Origin of the sequence: Pseudoduganella violaceinigra DSM 15887 (genome assembly GCF_000425385.1) — a bacterium.
Lineage (GTDB): Bacteria > Pseudomonadota > Gammaproteobacteria > Burkholderiales > Burkholderiaceae_D > Rugamonas > Rugamonas violaceinigra.
This window is the reverse complement of record NZ_AUDI01000012.1, coordinates 229,816-251,071: the sequence shown is the minus strand read 5'-3', so window position 1 is coordinate 251,071 and position 21,256 is coordinate 229,816. Positions and strand designations below refer to the sequence as shown.

The 21,256-nt window shown below is 62.3% G+C and carries 18 protein-coding genes; 14 read left to right on the top strand and 4 right to left on the bottom strand.

Translation table 11 applies throughout. The features are described from left to right. The first annotated feature begins 13 nt into the window (after window positions 1–13). From moaA to H597_RS0109160, 3 genes are read left to right on the top strand one after another with little or no spacing between them, the layout of a single operon-like run. A complete protein-coding gene (gene moaA / locus H597_RS0109170; protein ID WP_028101880.1) occupies window positions 14–1,126 on the top strand; it encodes a GTP 3',8-cyclase MoaA in 1,113 nt (370 codons plus the stop codon). Between the two features lie 7 nt (window positions 1,127–1,133). Beyond that, window positions 1,134–3,023 (top strand): molybdopterin molybdotransferase MoeA, encoded by a 1,890-nt coding sequence (gene moeA / locus H597_RS0109165; protein ID WP_035373592.1) that lies wholly within the window; start codon window positions 1,134–1,136, stop codon window positions 3,021–3,023. After that, window positions 3,023–3,271, top strand: a complete 249-nt coding sequence (locus H597_RS0109160) for a hypothetical protein (protein ID WP_028101878.1) — start codon at window positions 3,023–3,025, stop codon at window positions 3,269–3,271. The genes moeA and H597_RS0109160 overlap by 1 nt, the downstream gene beginning before the upstream one ends. 2 nt (window positions 3,272–3,273) lie before the next feature. On the opposite strand, the gene H597_RS0109155 is transcribed toward H597_RS0109160, so the two are convergent. Together H597_RS0109155 and H597_RS0109150 are read right to left on the bottom strand one after the other, a co-directional pair. Further along, window positions 3,274–4,509, bottom strand: coding sequence for a DNA recombination protein RmuC (locus H597_RS0109155; protein ID WP_028101877.1), 1,236 nt, complete (start codon window positions 4,507–4,509; stop codon window positions 3,274–3,276). Further along, window positions 4,509–4,901 carry a group II truncated hemoglobin gene (locus H597_RS0109150; protein ID WP_028101876.1) on the bottom strand — a complete coding sequence of 131 codons (393 nt, stop codon included), beginning with the start codon at window positions 4,899–4,901 and terminating at the stop codon, window positions 4,509–4,511. The genes H597_RS0109155 and H597_RS0109150 overlap by 1 nt, the downstream gene beginning before the upstream one ends. A 91-nt stretch (window positions 4,902–4,992) precedes the next feature. On the opposite strand from H597_RS0109150, the gene H597_RS0109145 reads away from it, so the two are divergent. Beyond that, the gene (locus H597_RS0109145) at window positions 4,993–6,228 is read left to right on the top strand and encodes a sensor histidine kinase (protein WP_028101875.1); all 1,236 of its coding nucleotides are present in this window, start codon (window positions 4,993–4,995) and stop codon (window positions 6,226–6,228) included. Then, complete coding sequence (locus H597_RS0109140; protein WP_028101874.1) at window positions 6,225–7,220, top strand: response regulator; 996 nt, start codon at window positions 6,225–6,227, stop codon at window positions 7,218–7,220. The genes H597_RS0109145 and H597_RS0109140 overlap by 4 nt, the downstream gene beginning before the upstream one ends. Before the next feature lie 41 nt (window positions 7,221–7,261). Here the strand turns inward: H597_RS0109140 and H597_RS0109135 are convergent, their stop codons facing one another. After that, the gene (locus H597_RS0109135; protein ID WP_028101873.1) at window positions 7,262–9,787 is read right to left on the bottom strand and encodes an ABC transporter permease; all 2,526 of its coding nucleotides are present in this window, start codon (window positions 9,785–9,787) and stop codon (window positions 7,262–7,264) included. Between the two features lie 3 nt (window positions 9,788–9,790). After that, on the bottom strand, window positions 9,791–10,804 hold the full coding sequence (locus H597_RS0109130; protein WP_028101872.1) for an adenosine deaminase: 1,014 nt from the start codon (window positions 10,802–10,804) through the stop codon (window positions 9,791–9,793). Between the two features lie 332 nt (window positions 10,805–11,136). On the opposite strand from H597_RS0109130, the gene H597_RS0109125 reads away from it, so the two are divergent. From H597_RS0109125 to H597_RS0109085, 9 genes are all read left to right on the top strand, one after another. After that, on the top strand, window positions 11,137–13,059 hold the full coding sequence (locus tag H597_RS0109125; protein ID WP_028101871.1) for a PrkA family serine protein kinase: 1,923 nt from the start codon (window positions 11,137–11,139) through the stop codon (window positions 13,057–13,059). 49 nt (window positions 13,060–13,108) lie between these two features. Beyond that, window positions 13,109–14,377 carry a YeaH/YhbH family protein gene (locus tag H597_RS0109120; protein ID WP_028101870.1) on the top strand — a complete coding sequence of 423 codons (1,269 nt, stop codon included), beginning with the start codon at window positions 13,109–13,111 and terminating at the stop codon, window positions 14,375–14,377. 5 nt (window positions 14,378–14,382) lie between these two features. After that, the gene (locus H597_RS0109115) at window positions 14,383–15,912 is read left to right on the top strand and encodes a SpoVR family protein (RefSeq protein ID WP_035373676.1); all 1,530 of its coding nucleotides are present in this window, start codon (window positions 14,383–14,385) and stop codon (window positions 15,910–15,912) included. Between the two features lie 365 nt (window positions 15,913–16,277). After that, the gene (locus H597_RS0109110) at window positions 16,278–16,940 is read left to right on the top strand and encodes an energy transducer TonB (RefSeq protein ID WP_028101868.1); all 663 of its coding nucleotides are present in this window, start codon (window positions 16,278–16,280) and stop codon (window positions 16,938–16,940) included. An 87-nt stretch (window positions 16,941–17,027) separates the two neighbouring features. After that, a complete protein-coding gene (locus H597_RS0109105) occupies window positions 17,028–17,948 on the top strand; it encodes a MotA/TolQ/ExbB proton channel family protein (protein WP_169433287.1) in 921 nt (306 codons plus the stop codon). A gap of 4 nt (window positions 17,949–17,952) precedes the next feature. Next, window positions 17,953–18,381: an ExbD/TolR family protein gene (locus H597_RS0109100; RefSeq protein WP_028101866.1), complete on the top strand. Its 429-nt coding sequence runs from the start codon at window positions 17,953–17,955 to the stop codon at window positions 18,379–18,381. A 54-nt stretch (window positions 18,382–18,435) separates the two neighbouring features. Next, window positions 18,436–18,858, top strand: coding sequence for an ExbD/TolR family protein (locus H597_RS0109095; protein ID WP_028101865.1), 423 nt, complete (start codon window positions 18,436–18,438; stop codon window positions 18,856–18,858). 84 nt (window positions 18,859–18,942) lie between these two features. After that, entirely contained in the window at window positions 18,943–20,157 is a 1,215-nt protein-coding gene (locus tag H597_RS0109090; RefSeq protein WP_051293643.1) for a tetratricopeptide repeat protein, read from the top strand. A 99-nt stretch (window positions 20,158–20,256) separates the two neighbouring features. Then, the gene (locus H597_RS0109085; protein WP_028101863.1) at window positions 20,257–21,228 is read left to right on the top strand and encodes a bifunctional riboflavin kinase/FAD synthetase; all 972 of its coding nucleotides are present in this window, start codon (window positions 20,257–20,259) and stop codon (window positions 21,226–21,228) included. Window positions 21,229–21,256: the final 28 nt, after the last annotated feature.

Sequence of the window (21,256 nt, the reverse complement as noted above, 5' to 3'; positions counted from 1 at the left end):
CCGAACACCCAGTATGACCGAAAAAATCATCCTCCTGAACGATGGCCGCAGCCAGGCGCCGGCCATCCCTGCAAAACTCGCGGCGCCAACGGGCCGCTTGCAGGACAAGTACGCCCGTCCGCTGCACGACCTGCGCATCTCCATCACCGACCGCTGCAACTTCCGCTGCGTCTATTGCATGCCGAAGGAAGTGTTCGACAAAAACTACCAGTACCTGCCGCACGACGCCCTGCTGACGTTTGAAGAAATCACCCGCGTGGCGCGCCTGTTCGTCGAACACGGCGTCGAGAAGATCCGCCTGACCGGCGGCGAACCGCTGCTGCGCAAGGGGCTGGAGCGGCTGGTCGGCATGCTGGCCGAATTGCGCACCGTGCACGGCAAGCCGCTCGACCTGACCCTGACCACCAACGGTTCCCTGCTGGCGCGCAAGGCGCAATCGCTGAAGGATGCCGGCCTGCGGCGCCTCACGGTGTCGCTGGACGCGCTGGACGACGCTGTCTTCCAGCGCATGAACGACGTCGATTTCGCCGTTGCGGACGTGCTGCGCGGGATCGACGTTGCGCACAGCGCCGGCCTGGGCCCCGTCAAAGTCAATATGGTGGTCAAGCGCGGCATGAACGAGCAGGAAATCCTGCCGATGGCGCGCCATTTCAAAGGCTCGCCAGCGATCCTGCGCTTCATCGAATTCATGGACGTCGGTTCGTCCAATGGCTGGAATATGCACGACGTGGTGCCGTCGGCGGAAGTGCTGCGCATGATCGGCGCCGACATGCCGCTGGCGCCGGCCGATCCGAACTACACGGGCGAAACGGCGGAACGCTGGCGCTATGTGGACGGCGGCGGCGAGATCGGTGTGATCTCCAGCGTGACGCATGCGTTCTGCAAGGACTGCTCGCGCGCGCGCCTGTCGACCGAGGGCAAACTGTACACCTGCCTGTTCGCATCGCGCGGCCACGACCTGCGCGCTTTGCTGCGGCAAGGCCACAGCGACGCGGAAATTTCGGCCGCCATCGGCGCACTGTGGCATGTGCGCGGCGACCGCTATTCGGAACTGCGCACCATCAATACCGACGGCCTGGCGCTGGGTGCCGACCGCAAAGTCGAAATGTCATATATCGGGGGATAAGCCGGCAATGGAAAACAGCATCAGCGCATTGATACTGGCGGGCGGCCGCGGCACCCGCATGGGCCGCGTGGATAAAGGCCTGCAGCCGTTCCGCGGCAGCACGCTCGCCGCCCATATCCTGCAGCGGCTCGCGCCGCAGGTCGCCAGCGTAACCATCAACGCCAACCGCAACCTGGGGGCCTACGGCGCGCTGGGCGTGGCGGTGCTGCAGGACGAACTGGCGGGCTACGAAGGTCCGCTGGCGGGCCTGCAAACCGGCCTGCGCCATTGTCCGACCGAACTGCTGTTGACCGCCCCTTGCGATTCGCCCTTCCTGCCGGCCGACCTGGCGCAGCGCCTGTACGATGCCCTGCATGCGCAAGGCGCCGACCTGGCCGTGGCGTCCACGCTGGAGGCCGACGAAAGCGGCGCCACCCGCACCCAGCTGCATCCCGTATTCTGCCTGGTGCGCAAGAGCGCCCTGCCCGCGCTGGACGCTTACCTGCGCACCGGTTCGCGCAGGATGGATGGCTGGTATCCATCGATCAAGGTGGCCGAAGTGCTGTTCCATGACGCGGCGGCCTTCCGCAATATCAATACGCTCGAAGAGCTGCAACGGGAAGAGGAAGCGGCAGCCAATCCTGCGCTGAAGGACGTGGCAAGCTGCCTGTCCGCCTACGATCCGGACGCGCTGCCGGTGCGCAGCGCGCAGCGCATCATCCGCGAGTTCATCCAGCCCGTGCGCGGCGTTGAACAAGTCGCGCTGCGCAGCGCGCTCGATCGCGTGCTGGCGGCCGACGTGGTTTCGCCGATCAATGTGCCGGCGCATGACAACTCCGCCATGGACGGTTTCGCCTTCGCCGGCGGCCAGTTGAAAGCGGATGGCAATACCACGCTGAAGGTACTGGGCACCGTCTACGCCGGCCGCCCTTCCGCGCTCAAACCGGGCCCCGGGGAATGCGTGCGCATCATGACCGGCGGCGTCATGCCGGACGGCTGCGATACCGTGTTGCCGCAGGAATTGGCGGCGGATGTAAGCGACGTCGCCGTCACGATCGCGCCGAACACCTTGCGCACCGGCGACAACCGCCGCTTCAAGGGCGAGGACATGGCCGCCGGCACGCCCGCGCTGCGCAAGGGCAAAGTGCTGCGCCCGGCCGACCTGGGCCTGGTCGCCTCGCTCGGCCTGGCCGAGGTGCCGGTGCAGCGCCGCCTGCGCGTGGCGTTCTTCTCCACCGGCGACGAACTGCGCTCCATCGGCGAGCCGCTGGCGGAAGGCTGCGTCTACGACAGCAACCGCTACACCCTGTTCGGCATGCTGCAGCGGCTCGGCTGCGATATCGTCGACATGGGGATCGTGCAGGACGATGCCGCGTCGCTGGAAGAAGCGCTGCGCACCGCCTGCGAATGCGCGGATGCGGTGATCACGTCCGGCGGCGTCTCAGTCGGCGCCGCGGACTACACCAAGCAGGTCATGGCCACGCTGGGCGACGTGCACTTCTGGAAAATCGGCATGCGCCCGGGGCGCCCGATGGCCTTTGGCCGGATCCGCTCCAACGGCCACAGCGCCTATCTGTTCGGCCTGCCGGGCAACCCGGTGGCGGTGATGGTCACCTTTTACTTCTTCGCCCGCCATGCGCTGCTGCGCATGATGGGCGCCGATTCGCCCGGCGACCAGCTGCTGCGCGTGCGTTCGGCGCAAGCGATCCGCAAAAAGCCCGGCCGCACCGAATACCAGCGCGGCATCATCTCCACCGCGCTGGACGGCAGCCGCGAGGTGCGCACCACCGGCGCGCAAGGCTCCGGCATCCTGCGCTCCATGTCGGAAGCGAACTGCATGGTGGTGCTGCACGACGAGCAAGGCAATGTCGCGGAAGGCGAGCTGGTCGATGTGATTCTGTTCGAAGGACTGATCTGATGACGCGCCTGGTCGATCGCTCCAGGAAAAGCTTCGACGCCGTGGCAGAACTGCTGCTTGAACACGGCAACGCCCCCCAGGGCGACGGCTGGTTCGTTGACAAGGAGGGCTATCATCTCCTTTTAACAAAGCCCATCGACTGGAAGCTGCTTTACGCGAACTTCACCTTTTCCTCAGGCGATATCAAGCTTGACGACAACAGCATATCGACCTGGGATCCCGCCTACGAAATCATAGGCGGCCGGTAATGTCACGCCTCGCTCTCGCCTTCGGCTTCCCCAAGAAGCATCAACGCAGCCTCGGACGGTAGCGCTTCAACAGACTTCAATTTGCGCGCCATCTGGCGGCTGCGCACTTCGGCGCTTTCGATGTTGCGGGCGGCGCGTTCCAGCGTGGTCTTGGTGGCGGCGAGCACGTCGCCGAATTTGGCAAATTCGGTCTTCACTGCCCCCAGCACCTGCCACACTTCCGACGAGCGTTTTTCCAGCGCCAGCGTGCGGAAGCCCATTTGCAGGCTGTTCAGCAGCGCCGTCAGCGTGGACGGTCCGGCGATGCTGACGCGGTTCACGCGCTGCAATTCGTCGGCCAGGCCAGGCCGGCGCATCACTTCCGCATACAGGCCTTCGGTCGGCAGGAACAGGATGGCAAAGTCCGTGGTCAGCGGCGGCGAGACGTATTTTTCCGCGATGGTTTTGGCTTCGCCGCGCACAGCGCGTTCCAGCTCGCGGCCGGCGGCGGCCACGCCATCCGCATCGGCGCGGTCGGCCGCTTCCAGCAGGCGCTCGTACTGCTCTTTCGGGAACTTGGCGTCGATCGGCATCCACACCGGCGCCCCATCCTCTTTCTGGCCCGGCAGCTTGAGGGCGAATTCGACGCGGGCATTGGTGCCCGGCACGGTCTCGACGTTCTTCGCGTACTGGTCCGGCGTGAGGATTTGCTCGAGCAGCATTTCCAGCTGTACTTCGCCCCAGGTGCCGCGCGTCTTCACATTGGTCAGCACGCGCTTCAGGTCGCCCACGCCCAGCGCCAGCTGCTGCATTTCTCCAAGGCCCTGGTGCACGCGCTCCAAACGCTCGGAAACCTGGCGGAAGGACTCGCTCAGGCGGGTCTCCAATGTCTCGTGCAGCTTTTCGTCGACTGTCCTGCGCATTTCCTCCAGCTTCGCGCCGTTATCGGCCTGCAGCTCGCGCATCTTGGTTTCCAGTGCGACGCGCACTTCCAGCAAGCGGCGCGCGTTCGACTCGGTCAACACTTCGATCTGGCGGCGCATGGTTTCCAGCTGCTGCACGGTGGCGGTATGCGATTGCGACAGCATATGGCCCATTTCCTGGCGCTGCGCCTGCGCGGTGGACTGCAACTGCAGGCGCACTTCGCGCTCCACCCGGTCCAGCTGGTCGGCCACATCGCCGCCGCGGCCGCGCATCAGCGACACAATCTGCAACACGATAATGACGGCGCCCAGCGCCAGCAGGATAGCCAGTTCCATCAATCGGCCTTGTTCCGCATCCAGTCGGCGGTCTGGTAGAAGGATTCCATCAGCCGCAGGCGCAAGTCCTCGGCGATGCCCACGTCCTGCATGGCCCACGCCATGCAGCGCAGCCACTGGTCGCGCTCACTGGAACCGACGGCAAAAGGCAGGTGGCGCGCGCGCAGGCGCGGGTGGCCGAAACGCTCGATGAACAGGTCGGGGCCGCCCATCCAGCCGCTCAGGAACCAGAACAGCTTGTCGCGCGAGCCTTCGGTGCTGGGCGGGTGCATGGCGCGGATGCCGGCAAATTCCGGCTCCAGCTCCATCAGGTCGTAAAAACGGTCAACCATCTCGCGCAGCGTGGTTTCGCCGCCGATGACTTCGTAAAGGGTGCGTGCTTCATCATTCATCTCCCAATGATAGCGCATGGACGTATTGATGTGGATCAAGCTTCGTGCGGATTCTGCACAAAAAGAGCGCACGAGCCGCCATCATGGCCGGATGATTCGACGCCTGATCCGTACCCGGCTGCACGCCCGCAGCGCCGAGGAAATCGCCGACCTGCGCTTGGCCGCCCTGAGCTGGCTGGGGATCACCTGCTTTCCCCTGTATTACGCTTTTTTCGCCTGGATCTTCCCCCAGCCCTATGAAAGCGTGGTGGCGCGCGCGGTCGGCACGGCGCTCGCCTTTGGCGGGCTGCTGGCGCGCCGCCTGCCGCCGCGCCAGCGCGAGCGCTACACCCAGCTGCTGGTGACGTATGAGCTGCCCTTCTTCTGCAGCTTCATGTTCCTGATGAACCATGCCAACATCGCCTGGGCGCAGGTGATGCTGGTGATGCTGGTGGCGCTGTTCCACTTCGATGCCCGCCTGGCGCTGCGCGCGGGGGCGGCCGGCATCGCCGCCGCCGTGCTGCTGGCCATGGCGCTGGGCGCCGGCGAGAGCCTGCGCTCCGTGGCGGTACTGCAGCTGCTGCCGGTGCAGCTGTTCCTGGTCGGCTGGATGTGGGTGTTCTCGCAAAGCCGCAAGGCGCTGGAGGAGGAGAAACTGGACGGCCTGGGCGAAGGCCTGGGCGCGGTGGCGCACGAAATGCGCACCCCGCTGGCCAGCCTGGATGCCAATGTGCGCGGCCTGTCGCGCATGCAGCAGCGCGCCGGGCAGGACAACCCGGCGATGCGCCAGGCGCTGGGCCGCATGCAGTACGAAGTCCGCCATATGAACCATATGATCGACCTGTTCCTGCTTAGCGCCCAGGCGGTACGGCAGAAGCTCGATCCGCACGAAACCGTCTCCATGCTCGATACGGTCGAATCGGCGCTGCGCCGCTACCCTTTCACCGGCGAGGCCCAGCGCCAGCTGGTGGCGCTGCAAGTGCGTAGCGATTTCCGTTTCGGCGGACAGAGCGAACTGGCCATCATGCTGCTGCTGAACCTCCTGCGCAACGCCATGCAGGCCGTGCAGCGCGCCGGCAAGGGCCGGGTCAGGGTCGTGATCGACGGCGAGCGGCCCACTCCGCGCGTCCTGGTAATCGATACCGGCTGCGGTATCGCCCGGCACCACCTGCCGTTAATTTTCCAACGTTTCTTTGCATATCCAGAGCATAATGGCGCCGGTATCGGCCTGGCATTGTGCCGCCAGGTGATGCAAGCGTGGGAGGCACGGCTCCATTGTGTCTCGCGCGAGCACGCATATGCTATCTTTGTGCTTGAATTTCCCTTAGAAGCCAGTCGTCAAACATGAAACTGCCCGTTTACGCCCACCCAACCATGACCGTCCTGGTGGACGACAGCGATACCTTCCTCCATAGCCTGGTATTCCAGCTCGACCCGATGCAGGCCAGCGTGTGCTTCCACGACCCGCTACAGGCGCTGGAATGGTTCAAAGCCAATGCCTGCAGCAGCGAACTGCCGCTGCAGGTGGACTTCGACAACCCGAACCAGTCGGCGGAACAGCGCAATGTGGCGGTGGACCTGGAGCGTATCTACCGGATTTCCGGCCAGCGCCAGCGCTTTTCCATTCCCTCCGTGCTGGTGGTCGATTATTCAATGCCGCAGATGAACGGCGTGGCGTTCTGCCAGGCGATCCAGCACCTGCCCTGCAAAAAGATCTTGTTTACCGGCCAGGCCGACGAAAAGATCGCGGTGGACGCCTTCAACCGCGGCCTGATCGACCGCTATATCAAGAAAAGCGCCGACGACGCGCTGGACCGGCTGGAAGAGGAAGTGGCGTCCCTGCAGAAAGCCTTCCTGCAGGAGCAGTCGGAAACGCTGCTGGACATGCTGGTGCTGCATGAATTCAGCTTCCTGCGCTGCAACGCGCTGGCCAAGCTGGTGGAGCAGCTGTACCGGGAACATGGCTTCGTCGAACACTACCTCTTCCCCAGCCCGAGCGGCATCCTGTTCTTCAAGGCCGACGGTTCGGCGCAGCTAATGGTGGTGGAGACGGCGCGCGGCTACGAATCGCAGGTGGAAATGGCGCGCGACAGCGGCGCTCCGAACTCCCTGGTGCTGGCACTGGAAGAAAAGCGCGTGCTGCCGTTCTTCCCGCCGGACGGCATGTATTCCGACGAAGTGGGCCAGCACTGGCACCGCTACTGCAAGGAGCCGCAGGTGTGCAAAGGGCTGGAAACCTATTACTGGGCCCTGTTCGAAGTCGATCCGGCCCTGCTCGATATCCAGCCCACCCCATACGCGGAATTCCTGCGCCAGCACACCCCGCCCCTAGCCGCATAAAAGCCGGGGTCAAAGCCAGAGCTGCCCCCGGCTTTCTCCTGTCAAGCCTCGCGCAGTGTTTGCAGCGGCGGGTGGTTCAGCACATTGCGCAGGCCAAGCCAGCCGCCGATCACGGCGCAGGCGGCGCCGGCCAGCAAGCCTGCCAGCCAGACCCATGGGCTGAAGGTCCAGGCGAATTTGAACTGGTAGGTGGCCAGTCCCCATCCCATCAGGCCGGCGCCGGTGGCGGCCAACAGGCCTCCCAGGCCGCCCACCAGCATGAATTCCATCATCTGCGCTTGCGAGAGCTGGCGCCGCGTCGCCCCCAGGGCGCGCAGCAGGCCCGCTTCGCGCCGGCGTTCGTCCTGGGATCCCATCAAGGCGGCGTACAGCACCAGCACGCCGGACAATAAGGTGAAGGCAAACAGGAATTCCACCGCCTGGATCACCTGGTCCAGCACCGACTGCACCTGGCGCAGCACGCCGCCGACGTCGACCATGGTCAGGTTGGGGAATTCCCGCGACAGGGCCGTGCCGGCGGCGGCCGCGCGCGGCGGCAGGTGGAAGGCGGTGATCCAGGTTTGCGGGGTATCCGCCATCGACGCCGGGTTGATGATGACGAAGAAGTTCACGCGCATCGAGCCCCATTCCAGCTTGCGCAGGCTGGTAATTCTTGCCTCCACGGGCGAGCCGGCGATCTCGAAGCGCATCGTGTCGCCCAGCTTCAGGCCCAGCGTCTTGGCCAGGCCCTCTTCCACCGAGGCTTCCGGCGCCGTGCCGTCCATCGCCCAGGTGCCGGCCGTGACCCGGTTCTGCGCCGGCAGCCCGGTCATCGTGGACAGGTTGAATTCACGCTCGGCCAGGCCGCGCGCGCGTTCCTCGGTGTAGGTCTGGCTGGTGATGGCCTTGCCGTTCACCGCCACCAGGCGGCCGCGGATCATCGGGAACATCGGCGCGTCGCCGACGCCCGCTTCCCGCAGGCGGGCGGCGATGGCGTCTTTCTGGTCCGGCTGGATATTGATGATGAAGCGGTTGGGCGCGTCCGGCGGCAAGGTATTGCGCCACGCCGCCATCAGGTCGCCGCGCACCACGGTCAGGAGCAGCAGCGCCATCAGGCCCAGCGAGAGCGATACCACCTGCACCACGGTGGCGCCGGGACGGCGGCGCAGCGAATTGACGGCAAAGCGCCAGGACTGGTGCGCGACGGCATTGCGCAGCGGGCGCAGCGCCAGCAGGCCCAGCCAGCCCACCAGGGCAAATACGCCGAAGCCAAGCAGGAAGCCGCCGCCGGTCATGCCGGCCAGCTTGATGTCGTTCGATTGCCACAGCAGCAGTGCGCCAAAGGCACCAATACCCAGGCCGTAAGTCGCCAGCGCGGCGGGCTTGGGGGCGGCAGCCTCGCGGCGGATGACGCGGTTATGCGGTACGTTGCGCAGTTGCAGGATGGGCGGCAGCGCGAAGCCGGTCAGCAGCAGCATGCCGGTGGCCAGGCCTTGCAGCGCCGGCAACAGGGTCGGCGCCGGAATATCGGCGCCGACCAGGCTTCCCAGCAGCTGCAGCAGCACATAGTGCGCGCCGAAACCGACCAGCACGCCGAGCGCGCTGCCCGCCAGCCCGACCAGCAGGAATTCAATCAGGTAGAGCGCCGTCACCTGGTTCTGGGTCAGCCCCAGACAGCGCAGCATGGCGCAGGCGTCGAGGTGGCGCTGCATGAAGCGGCGCGCCGCCATCGCCACCGCCACGGCGGCCAGCATGGCCGACAGCAGGCCGACCAGCGACAGGAAGCGGTCGGCGCGGTCCAGCGTGGCGCTCATTTCCGGCCGCCCTTCTTCCAGCGATTCGATGCGCACGCCGCGCACATTGTCCTTCTGGATCACCGCCTTCAGCCAGTTGCCGTATTCCTGCGCGGGACTGGAACTGGCGCCAGGTCCGGCCAGCAGCATCCGGTAGCCGACGCGCGAACCTTCCTGCACCAGCTTGGTGGCCGGCATGTCGGACAGCGCGAGGAAGACGCGCGGGGCGAAATTGATAAAGCCGCCGCCGCGGTCCGGTTCGGCGGCAATCAGCTGGGTCACGCGAAATTGCTTGTCGCCCAGCTGCAACGTGCCGCCGACGGCGACTTCCAGCGCGCCGGCCAGCGCCGGGTCGATCCAGACCGTGCCGGGTTCCGGCGCGGCGGGCGCCGGGCGGCCGATGCTGTCATTGGCTTGCGCGAGATCGGTATTGACCTTGACGCGCCCGCGCAGCGGATAGCCCGGGCTGACCGCCTTCAGCGTGACCAGCACGGAGCGGGCGGCCTCGCCCTCGCCCGCCTGGGCCATGCTGGGAAAGGCCAGGGTATCGGCCACCTGCAGGCCGCGCCGCTGCGCTTCTTCGCGCCAGGCGGCCGGCACCGGATTGTCGGCCACCACCACCAGGTCGGCCCCGAGCAGCTGGTGCGCATCGCGATTCAGCCCGCTGCGCAGGCGATCGATAAAGAAGCCGGCGGCCGACAGCGCCGCCACCGCCACCACCAGCGCCACCAGCAGGAAGCGCAACTGCCCGGCGCGCCAGTCGCGCGCCGTCATCCGCAGAGCTTGTCGAAACATGCGTCAGACCACGTTAAAAGCCGAAAAATAAGTGTCCACTTCATCGAGGAACTTCTGCTTTTCCTGCGCCGGCAGGAAGGCCGCCTCGAAGCTGTTGCGCGCCAGCTGGTGGGCGTGCGCCAGGCCGAGCGGCAGCGCGTCGAAGACGGCGATGAAGTTGTCGTTCAGATAGCCGCCGAAGTAGGCCGGGTCGTCCGAGTTGACCATGGCCAGCAGGCCGGCGTCGAGCAGGTCCAGCAGGTTGTGGTCCTGCATCCGGTCGAACACGCGCAGCTTGGTGTTCGACAGCGGGCAGACGGTGAGCGGCATGCGCAGCGCGGCCAGGCGGCGCACCAGCGCCGGATCCTCCAGGCAGCGCACGCCATGGTCGATGCGCTCCACCTTGAGCAGGTCGACCGCCGTTTCGACATAGGCCGGCGGCCCCTCTTCGCCGGCGTGCGCGACCAGGTGCAGGCCCAGCTCGCGCGCGCGGGCGAAGACGCGGGCGAATTTTTCCGGCGGATGGCCCACTTCGGAGGAATCGAGGCCGACGCCGATGAACTTGTCGCGGAAAGGCAGCGCCGCGTCCAGCGTGGCGAGGGCATCCTCTTCGCTCAGGTGGCGCAGGAAGCACAGGATCAGCGTCGCGCTGATCGGCCCTTCAGCGCAGGCGCGATGGATACCATTAATGACATCGGCCATCGGCACGCCGCGTACCGTGTGGGTCTGCGGGTCGAAGAAGATTTCGGCGTGGCGCACGTGGTCGGCCTTGGCGCGCTGCAGGTAGGCCATGGTCATGTCGTAAAAGTCCTGCTCTTTCAATAGAACGCTGGCGCCGGCGTAGTAGATGTCGAGGAAGGACTGCAGATTGGTGAAGGCATAGGCGGCGCGCAGTGCGTCCACCGAACCGTAGGCCAGCTTGACGCCGTTGCGCCGGGCCAGCGCGAAAATCAGTTCCGGTTCGAGCGAGCCTTCGATATGGATATGCAATTCCGCCTTCGGCATGTTTTGCACGATGGAGCGCATTTGGGTGGTCATTTTTTGTTCTCTTCCGCGGTGGACATGGTTTCGCATCTTACTGCAATTACTGTGCTGCAGAGTCGGGCAAGCCGTGCTACTGTGGTGCCATATGCGAGGGGATCAAGCACCGGCTTTACTTCTAGATCCAATAGAGCAATAATAAATTTCATCAACGTAAGATGCGTTTCGAGCCCGGCAACCATCCCCCCGCCGGCTAATAATGATCCAGCTCCGAGCCTCGGGCAATCCCTGGCACCTCTGGCAAGCTGGCAAAGCATTGAGCAGGCCTGCAGCCCCAGCTTCGACTGCCGACCATGTGACGAGTAGATTTTTCATTAAAGGACATTCACATGACCATTTTTGACAACTACGCAGCACGCTATGAGCGCACCAAGGAAGAGGAAATGTCCCTCTCCGAATATCTCGCGCTCTGCAAAAAGGACCGCCTGACCTACGCTTCGGCGGCGGAACGTATGCTGGCTGCGATTGGCGAACCCACCCTGGTCGATACGCGCAACGATACGCGCCTGTCCCGCATTTTCGCCAACAAGGTCATCAAGATCTACCCCGCCTTCCGCGAGTTCTACGGCATGGAAGACGTGATCGAGCAAGTGGTGGCCTATTTCCGCCATGCGGCGCAAGGGCTGGAAGAGCGCAAGCAGATCCTCTACCTGCTGGGCCCGGTCGGCGGCGGCAAGTCCTCGATCGCGGAAAAGCTCAAGACCCTGATGGAGGAAGTGCCTTTCTACTGCCTGAAAGGCTCGCCGGTGAATGAATCCCCGCTCGGCCTGTTCAGCGAGGTGGAGGACGGCACCATCCTGGAAGAAGATTACGGCATCCCGCGCCGCTACCTGCGCAACATCCCCTCGCCGTGGGCGGTCAAGCGCCTGCATGAGTTCAATGGCGATATCAACCAGTTCCGCGTGGTCAAGCGCTATCCTTCCGTGCTCAAGCAGACCGCCATTTCCAAGACCGAGCCGGGCGATGAGAACAACCAGGACATCTCCTCCCTGGTCGGCAAGGTCGATATCCGCAAGCTGGAAGACTATGCCCAGGACGATCCGGACGCCTACAGCTATTCCGGCGGCCTGTGCCTGGCCAACCAGGGCCTGATGGAATTCGTGGAAATGTTCAAGGCGCCGATCAAGGTGCTGCACCCGCTGCTGACCGCGACCCAGGAAGGCAACTACAAGGGCACGGAAGGCTTCGGCGCCATCCCCTTCGAGGGCATCATCCTGGCGCACTCGAACGAGTCCGAATGGAAGAGCTTCAAGAACAACCGCAACAACGAGGCGTTCCTCGACCGTATCTATATAGTGAAGGTGCCGTACTGCCTGCGCGTCGCCGACGAAATCAAGATTTACGAAAAGCTGCTGCACAATTCCTCGCTCGACAAGGCGCCCTGCGCCCCCGGCACGCTGCGCATGATGTCGCAGTTCGCCATCCTGTCGCGCCTGAAAGAGCCGGAAAATTCGAGCATTTTCAGCAAGATGCTGGTGTACGACGGCGAAAACCTCAAGGATACCGACCCGAAAGCCAAGTCCATCCATGAGTACGTCGACTATGCCGGCGTCGACGAGGGCATGAACGGCCTGTCGACGCGCTTCGCCTTCAAGATCCTGTCCAAGGTGTTCAACTTCGACTCGACCGAGGTGGCGGCCAATCCGGTGCACCTGCTGTACGTGCTGGAACAGCAGGTCGAGCGCGAACAGTTCCCGCCGGAGACCGAGCAGAAGTACTTCTCCTATATCAAAGAGCACCTGGCCCAGCGCTACGTCGAATTCATCGGCAAGGAAATCCAGACCGCCTACCTGGAGAGCTACTCCGAATACGGCCAGAACATCTTCGACCGCTACGTCACCTTTGCCGACTTCTGGATCCAGGACCAGGAATACCGCGACCCGGACACCGGCGAAAGCTTCGACCGCGAATCGCTGAACAACGAACTGGAAAAGATCGAGAAGCCGGCCGGGATTTCGAACCCGAAAGACTTCCGCAACGAGATCGTCAACTTCGGCCTGCGCGCGCGTGCCAACAACGGCGGCAAGAACCCGGCCTGGACCAGTTACGAGAAGTTCCGCACGGTGATCGAGAAGAAAATGTTCTCCAATACCGAGGAACTGCTGCCGGTGATCTCCTTCAATGCCAAGGCCAGCGCCGAGGATGCCAACAAGCACGCCGACTTCGTGGCGCGCATGGTGGAAAAGGGCTACACGGCCAAGCAGGTCCGGCTGCTGTGCGAATGGTATCTGCGCGTGAGGAAGTCGTCCTGATGTAAACAGTGGATAATCAGGACGCGCCAATCAAGCAGGCAGGAGGCACATGACTTACCTCATCGACCGACGTTTGCAGGGCAAGAACAAGTCCGCGGTCAACCGCGAACGATTTTTGCGGCGTTACAAAGGCCAGATCAAGGATGCGGTCGGGCGCGCCATCAAGGGGCGCTCGATCACCGACATCGAGAATGGCGAAAAAGTCTCCATTCCCGTCAAGGACGTGAACGAGCCCTCGTTCGGCCACTCCCATGGCGGGGTGTGGGAAGTGGTCAATCCCGGCAACCAGGAATACCAGAAGGGCGACTTGATCAATCGCCCCAAGGGCGGCGGCGGCAGCGGCCGCGGCAAGGCCGGCAACAGCGACCAGACCAGCGAAGATGATTTCATCTTCGAGCTGTCGCGCGAAGAATTCATGAACTATTTCTTCGAAGACTTGGAACTGCCGCACATGATCAAGACCCAGCTGACGGCGACCACGGAATTCAAGCCGCAGCGCGCCGGCTACACGGTGTCGGGCACGCCGTCCAATATCCACGTGCTGCGCTCTTTGCGCGGCGCCCTGGGCCGGCGCATCGCCGTGGGCGGCTCGTCGCGCAAGCGCCTGAACGAGGCCGAGCGCGAGCTGGAGGAATTGCTGGTGGCCGGCGCTCCGCTGGACGACCCGCGCGTGATCGAACTGAAGAAGCTGGTGCACCACTTGCATACGCGCCTGCTGGCCATCCCCTTCATCGATCCCTTCGACCTGCGCTACGCCAACCGCATCAAGGTGCCCAAGCCGATGACCCAGGCCGTCATGTTCTGCCTCATGGACGTGTCGGGCTCCATGGACGAGCAGCGCAAGGATACCGCCAAGCGCTTCTTCATCCTGCTCTACCTCTTTCTCAAGCGGGTCTACGACAAGATCGAGGTGGTGTTCATCCGCCACCATACGGCGGCGTCGGAAGTGGACGAAAACGAATTCTTCCACTCGCGCGAGTCGGGCGGCACCGTGGTCTCGTCCGCCCTGCACCTGCTGAACAAGATCATCGACGAGCGCTTTGGCGGCGGCAGCTGGAACGCCTATGTGGCGCAGGCCTCCGACGGCGACAACTGGGACAACGATTCCGTGCTGTGCCGGCAGCTGCTGGTCAATACCATCATGCCCAAGGTCCAGTATTACACCTATGTCGAGATCACCGATGGCCCGCCGCAAAACCTGTGGGAGCAATACGCCCAGGTGCCGGAATACCATCAGCACTTCGCCATGCAAAAGATCGTCACGCCGGCCGACATCTATCCGGTGTTCCGCGAACTGTTCAAGAAGCAGCCAAAATGAACCAGATGACCAAACGCCCGCCGCATCCAAGGGCCCTGCCGGAGCAATCCGAATGGACGTTTGAACTGATCGAGCAGGCGCACGAGGAAATCCGCCGCGTGGCGCGGCATTTCGGGCTCGATACCTATCCCAACCAGCTGGAAATCATTACTGCCGAGCAGATGATGGATGCCTACACCTCGGTGGGCATGCCGGTGTCCTATGCGCACTGGTCCTTCGGCAAGCATTTCCTGGCCACCGAGAAGGGCTACAAGCGCGGGCAGATGGGCTTGGCCTACGAGATCGTCATCAACTCCAATCCCTGCATCGCCTATTTAATGGAAGAGAACAGCCTGACCATGCAGGCACTGGTGATTGCCCATGCTGCTTACGGGCACAACTCTTTCTTCAAGGGTAATTACCTGTTCAAGACCTGGACCGATGCCGACGCCATCATCGACTATATGCTGTTCGCTAAAAATTACATTACTGAATGCGAACAGCGGCATGGCATCGATGCGGTCGAATTGCTGCTCGACTCCTGCCATGCGATCCAGAACTACGGCGTCGACCGCTACAAGCGGCCGGCCAAGCTGTCGCTGGCGCAAGAGCAGTTGAAACAGAAGGAACGCGAGGCGTATTTACAATCACAGATCAACGAATTGTGGCGCACGGTTCCGCGCCGCGAAGAGGAAGCGGTCGACAAGCCGGCCCCGCGTTTTCCGGCCGAGCCGGAGGAGAACCTGCTCTACTTCATCGAGAAGTATGCGCCGCTGCTGGAACCCTGGCAGCGCGAGATCGTGCGCATCGTGCGCAAGATCAGCCAGTACTTCTATCCGCAGCGCCAGACCCAGGTGATGAATGAAGGCTGGGCCACCTTCTGGCACTACACCATCCTCAACCAGCTATACGAGGAAGGCGTGGTGGGCGACGGCTTCATGATGGAGTTCCTCAAGAGCCATACCAATGTGGTGTACCAGCCGCCCGTGCACAGCCCTTACTATAATGGGATCAATCCCTATGCCCTGGGTTTTGCCATGATGTCGGACATCCGCCGCATCTGCGAGAACCCCAGCGAGGAAGACCGCGAATGGTTCCCCGACATCGCCGGCAGCGACTGGAAGAAGACGCTCGAGTTTGCGATGCGAAATTTCAAAGACGAAAGTTTCATTGCCCAATATCTTTCGCCGCGCCTGATCCGCGAATTCCACTTCTTTGCCGTGCTGGACGACGACAAGAACGACAAGCTCGCCGTGTCGGCCATCCATGATGGGCTGGGCTACCGCTATGTGCGGCAAATGCTGGCCGACCAGTACAACCTGGGCAACCGCGAACCTAATATACAGGTGTGGTCCGTCAACACCCGCGACGACCGCGCCCTGACACTGCGCCACACGCAGTACAACCGCCGCCCCCTGAACCAGCAGGCCAATGAAGTCTTGAAACACGTGGCCCGCCTGTGGGGGTTCGACGTCCACCTGGATACGGTCTCGCCGGACGGCCAGGTGGTCAGCACCATCGAGTGCAAGCGCGAAAAGCGCAACCGGGTGATTTGACCGGCGCTTTTGACAGAGTTACGTCGAAGCCACGCACTTCACCAAATTTCCTTAGCCGGGCGGCCACTGCGGTCGAGCATTCTTTCGTCCTCATCAAAATTTGATGAAGATCAATCGCAGGAGCGAAAAATGGGGCAACTTTCTCTTGCTTTTTCTACCAGACCACTTCGGGAAAGCGGGTGGACGGCCTGCTAATATGGGGCTAAGGGCATGAAATTTAAACGGTTTTGCGGGCAAAAATCTATGCAAAAATCCAAAATTCGTATGTATAATTCGCCGACGTCCCGGATGCGGCTGTAGCTTTTTTGTCGCCATTTTGGGGGTTTAAAGTAGCAACACAAGAGTTGGTATTGGAGAAAGCAGGCATGAATTTCAGTGATAACGAGAAAATTGCCGGGAAGAAGAACTATACGGGCATCGTGTTCGTCGTAGTCCTGCACCTTATCGCTGGTTACGGCATCGTATCCGGCCTGGGCAAGAAAATGATTAGCAAGATGATCGAACCGGTGGAGACCAAGATCATCGAGGAGGTCGCCCCGCCTCCGCCAAAAGAACTGCCACCACCCCCACCTCCGCCAGAGATGAAGGCACCACCACCGCCATTCATTCCTCCGGTTGAAGTGAACGTGCAACAGCCGCCCCCTGCGCAGAACGTGATCGCCAACGCGACCAGCCAGAAGCCGGCAACCACCGACATTCGTCCAGCCCCTCCGGCACAACCGGCACCACCAGCCCCTCCGGCGACTGGCGTCCGTACTCCTGCCGTAGTGGATTTCGGCACCTGCGCCAAGCCAGAATGGCCGAAATCCTCGCTGCGTAACGAAGAAACCGGTACGGTGACCCTGTCGTTCCTGATCAGTGCGGACGGCCGTGTGGGCGATTCGAAAGTAGTGAAATCGAGTGGTTTCCGTGATTTGGACAAGGCGGCCGTCAACGGCATCTCCAAGTGCAAATTCAAGCCAGCCACCGTGGATGGCCATCCACAAGAAACCTGGCAACAGATGCAATACGTCTGGACGCTGGAATAAACCTGAGACAAAGCACCGTCTCGCAACTAAGTAAGTCCGTTGTCGTTTAAGCCAGCGAACTGATTATTTTTCAAATTTGGAGGAAGCATGTTTAAGAATACCCGTTTGTCCGCTGTACTGGCCGCTGTGCTGTTCTCGGTGACCGCAGCTACCGCCCTGGTAAGCGCGCCAGCAATGGCTGACGCTCCTGCCTCGGCAGCCGCTTCGGCTCCAGCCGCTGACGCACCTGCAGCGCCAGCAGCCGACGCGGCAGCAGCTCCAGCAGCCGAAGCAGCCGCCCCTGCTGCTCCTGCCGCTCCAGCCGCTAAAGAAGAAGTCGAAAACCCATTCGGTATCTCCGCTGTGTGGGAAGCCGGCTTCGTTGCCCGCGCTACCCTGATCATCCTGTCGATCATGTCGATCGGCTCCTGGTACATCATCGTGACCAAGATCATCGACCAGCAGAAGATCTTCAAGCAGCAGAAAGAAACCGCTGCCAAGTTCTGGAAAGCGTCCTCGATCGCTGCCGGTACCGCGACCCTGACCGAAGGTTCCCCATTCCGCTTCATCGCTGAATCCGGCACCAAGGCAACCGCCCACCACGACGGCGCCCTGCTGGAACAAATCGACCTGTCGACCTGGGTCACCATGTCCATCCAGCGCGCTGTGGACAAAGTGCAGTCCCGTCTGTCCGACGGCCTGTCCTTCCTGGCAACCGTTGGTTCGACCGCTCCGTTCATCGGCCTGTTCGGTACCGTGTGGGGTATTTACGGCGCGCTGACCAACATCGGTATGACCGGTAACGCGTCGATCGACAAAGTTGCAGGTCCAGTGGGTGAAGCGCTGATCATGACCGCCTTCGGTCTGCTGGTGGCGGTGCCTGCCGTTCTGGGTTACAACTGGCTGCTGCGTCGTAACAAGACCGCAATGGAAGACGTACGTTCCTTCTCGGCTGACGTGCACTCCGTGCTGATCTCCGGCGCCATGTCCACTTCGAACGCTGCTGCTTCGTCGAAAAAAGTAGGTTAATACCATGTCGATGTCCGTAGGCTCCGATACCGGCGGAGAAGAGCAGCTTAACAGTGAGATCAACACGACTCCGCTCGTGGACATCATGCTGGTTCTGCTGATCATCTTCCTGATCACGAGCCCGGTCGTTCTCAAACTGCAGAAGATCAACCTGCCGGAAGAGATCAACCAGGCAATCCAGACCAAGCCAGAGAACGTCAACATCGTTGTTAACAAGGATGGCGACATCTACTGGAACCAGAAGAAAATGCGCGACGCGAATGAGCTGTTCGATTTTCTGAAAGAGGAAGCGGTGAAGGTGCCTCAGCCTGAAGTTCATGTCCGCGGCGATAAAGACGCGAAATATGAATCGATTGGCCGTGTGATCTACACCACCCAGCGCGCTGGCATCCAGAAGGTCGGTTTCATCACCGAACCACCTGATAAGATGTAAGAACAAGCCGCCCCTGGCCATAGCGGGGGCGGCCTTCTGAAAAGGAAACAATTCATGAGTATGAGCGTAGGCAGCTCCAGCGGCGACGCGGAACCAATGATGGAAATGAACATGACGCCGATGATCGACGTCATGCTGGTTCTGATTATTCTGCTGATCATTACCATTCCAAAGGCCAACCACTCGGTCAACCTGAACATGCCGGTCGGCACCCCGCCACCGCCAACGACGGAACCTGTGGTCGTCACCATTGACGTTGACTTCGACGGCACCATCCTGTGGGACAACGTGGTCGTTCCCGACCGCGCCGCCCTGGAGAACAAGCTGGTCGCGGTAGCAGCCCAGGCTAACCAGCCTGAAGTGCACCTGCGTCCCAACAAGCTGGTGAGCTACAGTGCCGTGGCAGGCGTCATGGCTTCGGCACAGCGTCTCGGCGTCACCAAGATTGGTCTGGTCGGCAACGAGCAGTTCCAGTAAATAATTGGGCCAACACACCCTTTATTTTCCCAAATAGGCAGGTTATCCTGCCTATTTCGCATTTTGAAGAAAGAAAATCACCCCATGATTAAGTTTCGTCTCGCACATCTCGGCCTGGTAATGGCCGCTATCGGTTTCAATGCAGCCGTTCCAATGGTGGGCCTGTCGTCCATCGCTTATGCCGATACCGTGCGCGCTGAAGTGGGCAAGCCACTGCAGGAAGCACAGAAGCTGGCCTCGTCCGGCAAGTACAAGGAAGCCCTGGCGAAACTGAAAGAGGCAGACGCAGTATCCGGCAAGTCCGAACTGGAAAAATTCCAGATTGAATACACCCGCGGTTCCGCCGCGACCGCCGCCGGCGAAAACGACACCGCAGCCCGCGCCTTCGAACAAGTGCTGGCGTCGCCGAAGCTGACCCCGGCCCAGGCACCAAAGATCACGGAAGCGCTGGCCAGCATCTACCTGCGCGCCCGCGACTACCCGAAAGCCATCACCTACATCCAGAAAGTGTTGAAGGATAATCCTAACAACAGCGCGATGAAGGAACAACTGATCCAGACTTACTACCAGAGCGGCAAGCTGAATGAAGCGGCCAAGGAACTGCAAGGCGCCAAGTCCGAAGGCAATCTGCAGATGCTGGCCAATATCCAGCTGAAGCAGAACGACAAGGTCGGCTATGTGCAGACCCTGGAAAAACTGGCTGCCGCTTATCCGAAGGCATCCTACTGGGCCGACCTGCTGAACCGCGTCATCGGCAAGCCAGGCTTCTCTTCGTCCCTGAACCTGGACGTGATGCGCCTCAAGCTGGCCTTGAAGCAGATCACCAAGCCATCCGAATTCATGGAAATGGGTCAGCTGGCCCTGCAAGCCGGCAATCCGGCGGAAGCCATCAAGATCGTCGACGAAGGCTACAAGAAAGGTGCCCTGGGCACCGGCGCCGACGCCGGCCGTCACCAGCGCCTGAAGGATCTGGCCCTGAAGACCCAGGCCGACCTGCAGAAGAACGCCGCCGCCCAGGAAGCCGCCTTCACCAAGGAGAAGGATGCCGACGGCCTGGCCAACCTGGGCTATGCCCTGGTTGCTGAAGGCAAAGGCGCCGATGGCCTGAAGCTGATGGAAGAAGCGATCAAGCTGGGCACCGGCCGCAAGCCTGAAGAAATGAAGCTGCACTACGGCGTGGCGCAGTACATCGCCGGCAAGAAGGCTGCTGCCATCAGCACCCTGAAATCGGTGAAGGGCACCGCTGGCGAGCCGGAACTGGCGCGCTACTGGACCCTGTACATTAACAACCCGGTCTAAGCAAAGCCGGGCTGAGCCAAAAAGCGCTGCCTGCAACCGCAGGCAGCGCTTTTTTACTTTCACCACGTATAATCAAGCATTTACGCCAGACAAACCAGCATGAAGGTATTTCGCGGACTTCCCAACGCAGCGGCGCGCGCGCCCTGCGCCCTGACGATCGGCAATTTCGACGGTGTCCACCGCGGCCACCAGGCATTGCTGGCGCGCGTGCGCACGGCCGCCGATCGCCTGGGCCTGGAATCGGCCGTGATGACCTTCGAGCCGCATCCGCGCGAATTCTTCGCCCGCAAGATGGGCGATATGTCGAAAGCCCCGCCCCGCATCGCCAACCTGCGCGACAAACTGCAGGCGCTGGAAAACAACGGCGTGGACCGCGTGATCGTCGAGCACTTCTGCGATGCCTTCGCCGGCCAGTCGCCGCAAAGCTTCGTCGAGAAAGTGCTGGTCGAAGGCCTGCACGTGAAATGGCTGATGGTGGGCGACGATTTCTGCTACGGCGCCAAGCGCGCCGGCAATGTGGCCATGCTGGCCGAAGCGGGCACGCAGTACGGCTTTGAAGTCGAAGTGCTGCCGACGGTGCGCAACGGCGAAACCCGGGTCTCCTCGTCCGCCGTGCGCGCGGCGCTGGCGGAAGGCGACTTCCCGCACGCGCAAGCGCTGCTGGGCCATCCTTATGCGATTTCCGGCCACGTGATCCACGGCGCCAAGCTGGGACGCAATATCGGCTACCCGACCCTGAACCTGCGCGTGCCGCACCGCCCTGCCCTGGCGGGCATCTTCATCGTCCAGGTGCACGGCCTGGGCGAGCATCCGCTGCCCGCCGTCGCCAGCCTCGGCGTGCGGCCGACGGTGGAAGACGCCGGCCGCGTGCTGCTGGAAGTGCATGTCTTCGATTTCGCCCAGAACTGCTACGGCAAGGTGGTACGGGTCGAGTTCCTGAAAAAACTGCGCGACGAAGCAAAGTTCATCGACCTGCCGACGCTGGTCAAGGCCATCGAATGCGATGCCGCCCAGGCGCGCGAGTTCTTCGCCGCCAACTCCGTCACCGACCGAATTCAGGCGCTGCCCTGACAAACCGCAAGCGCCTACCGAAACACAA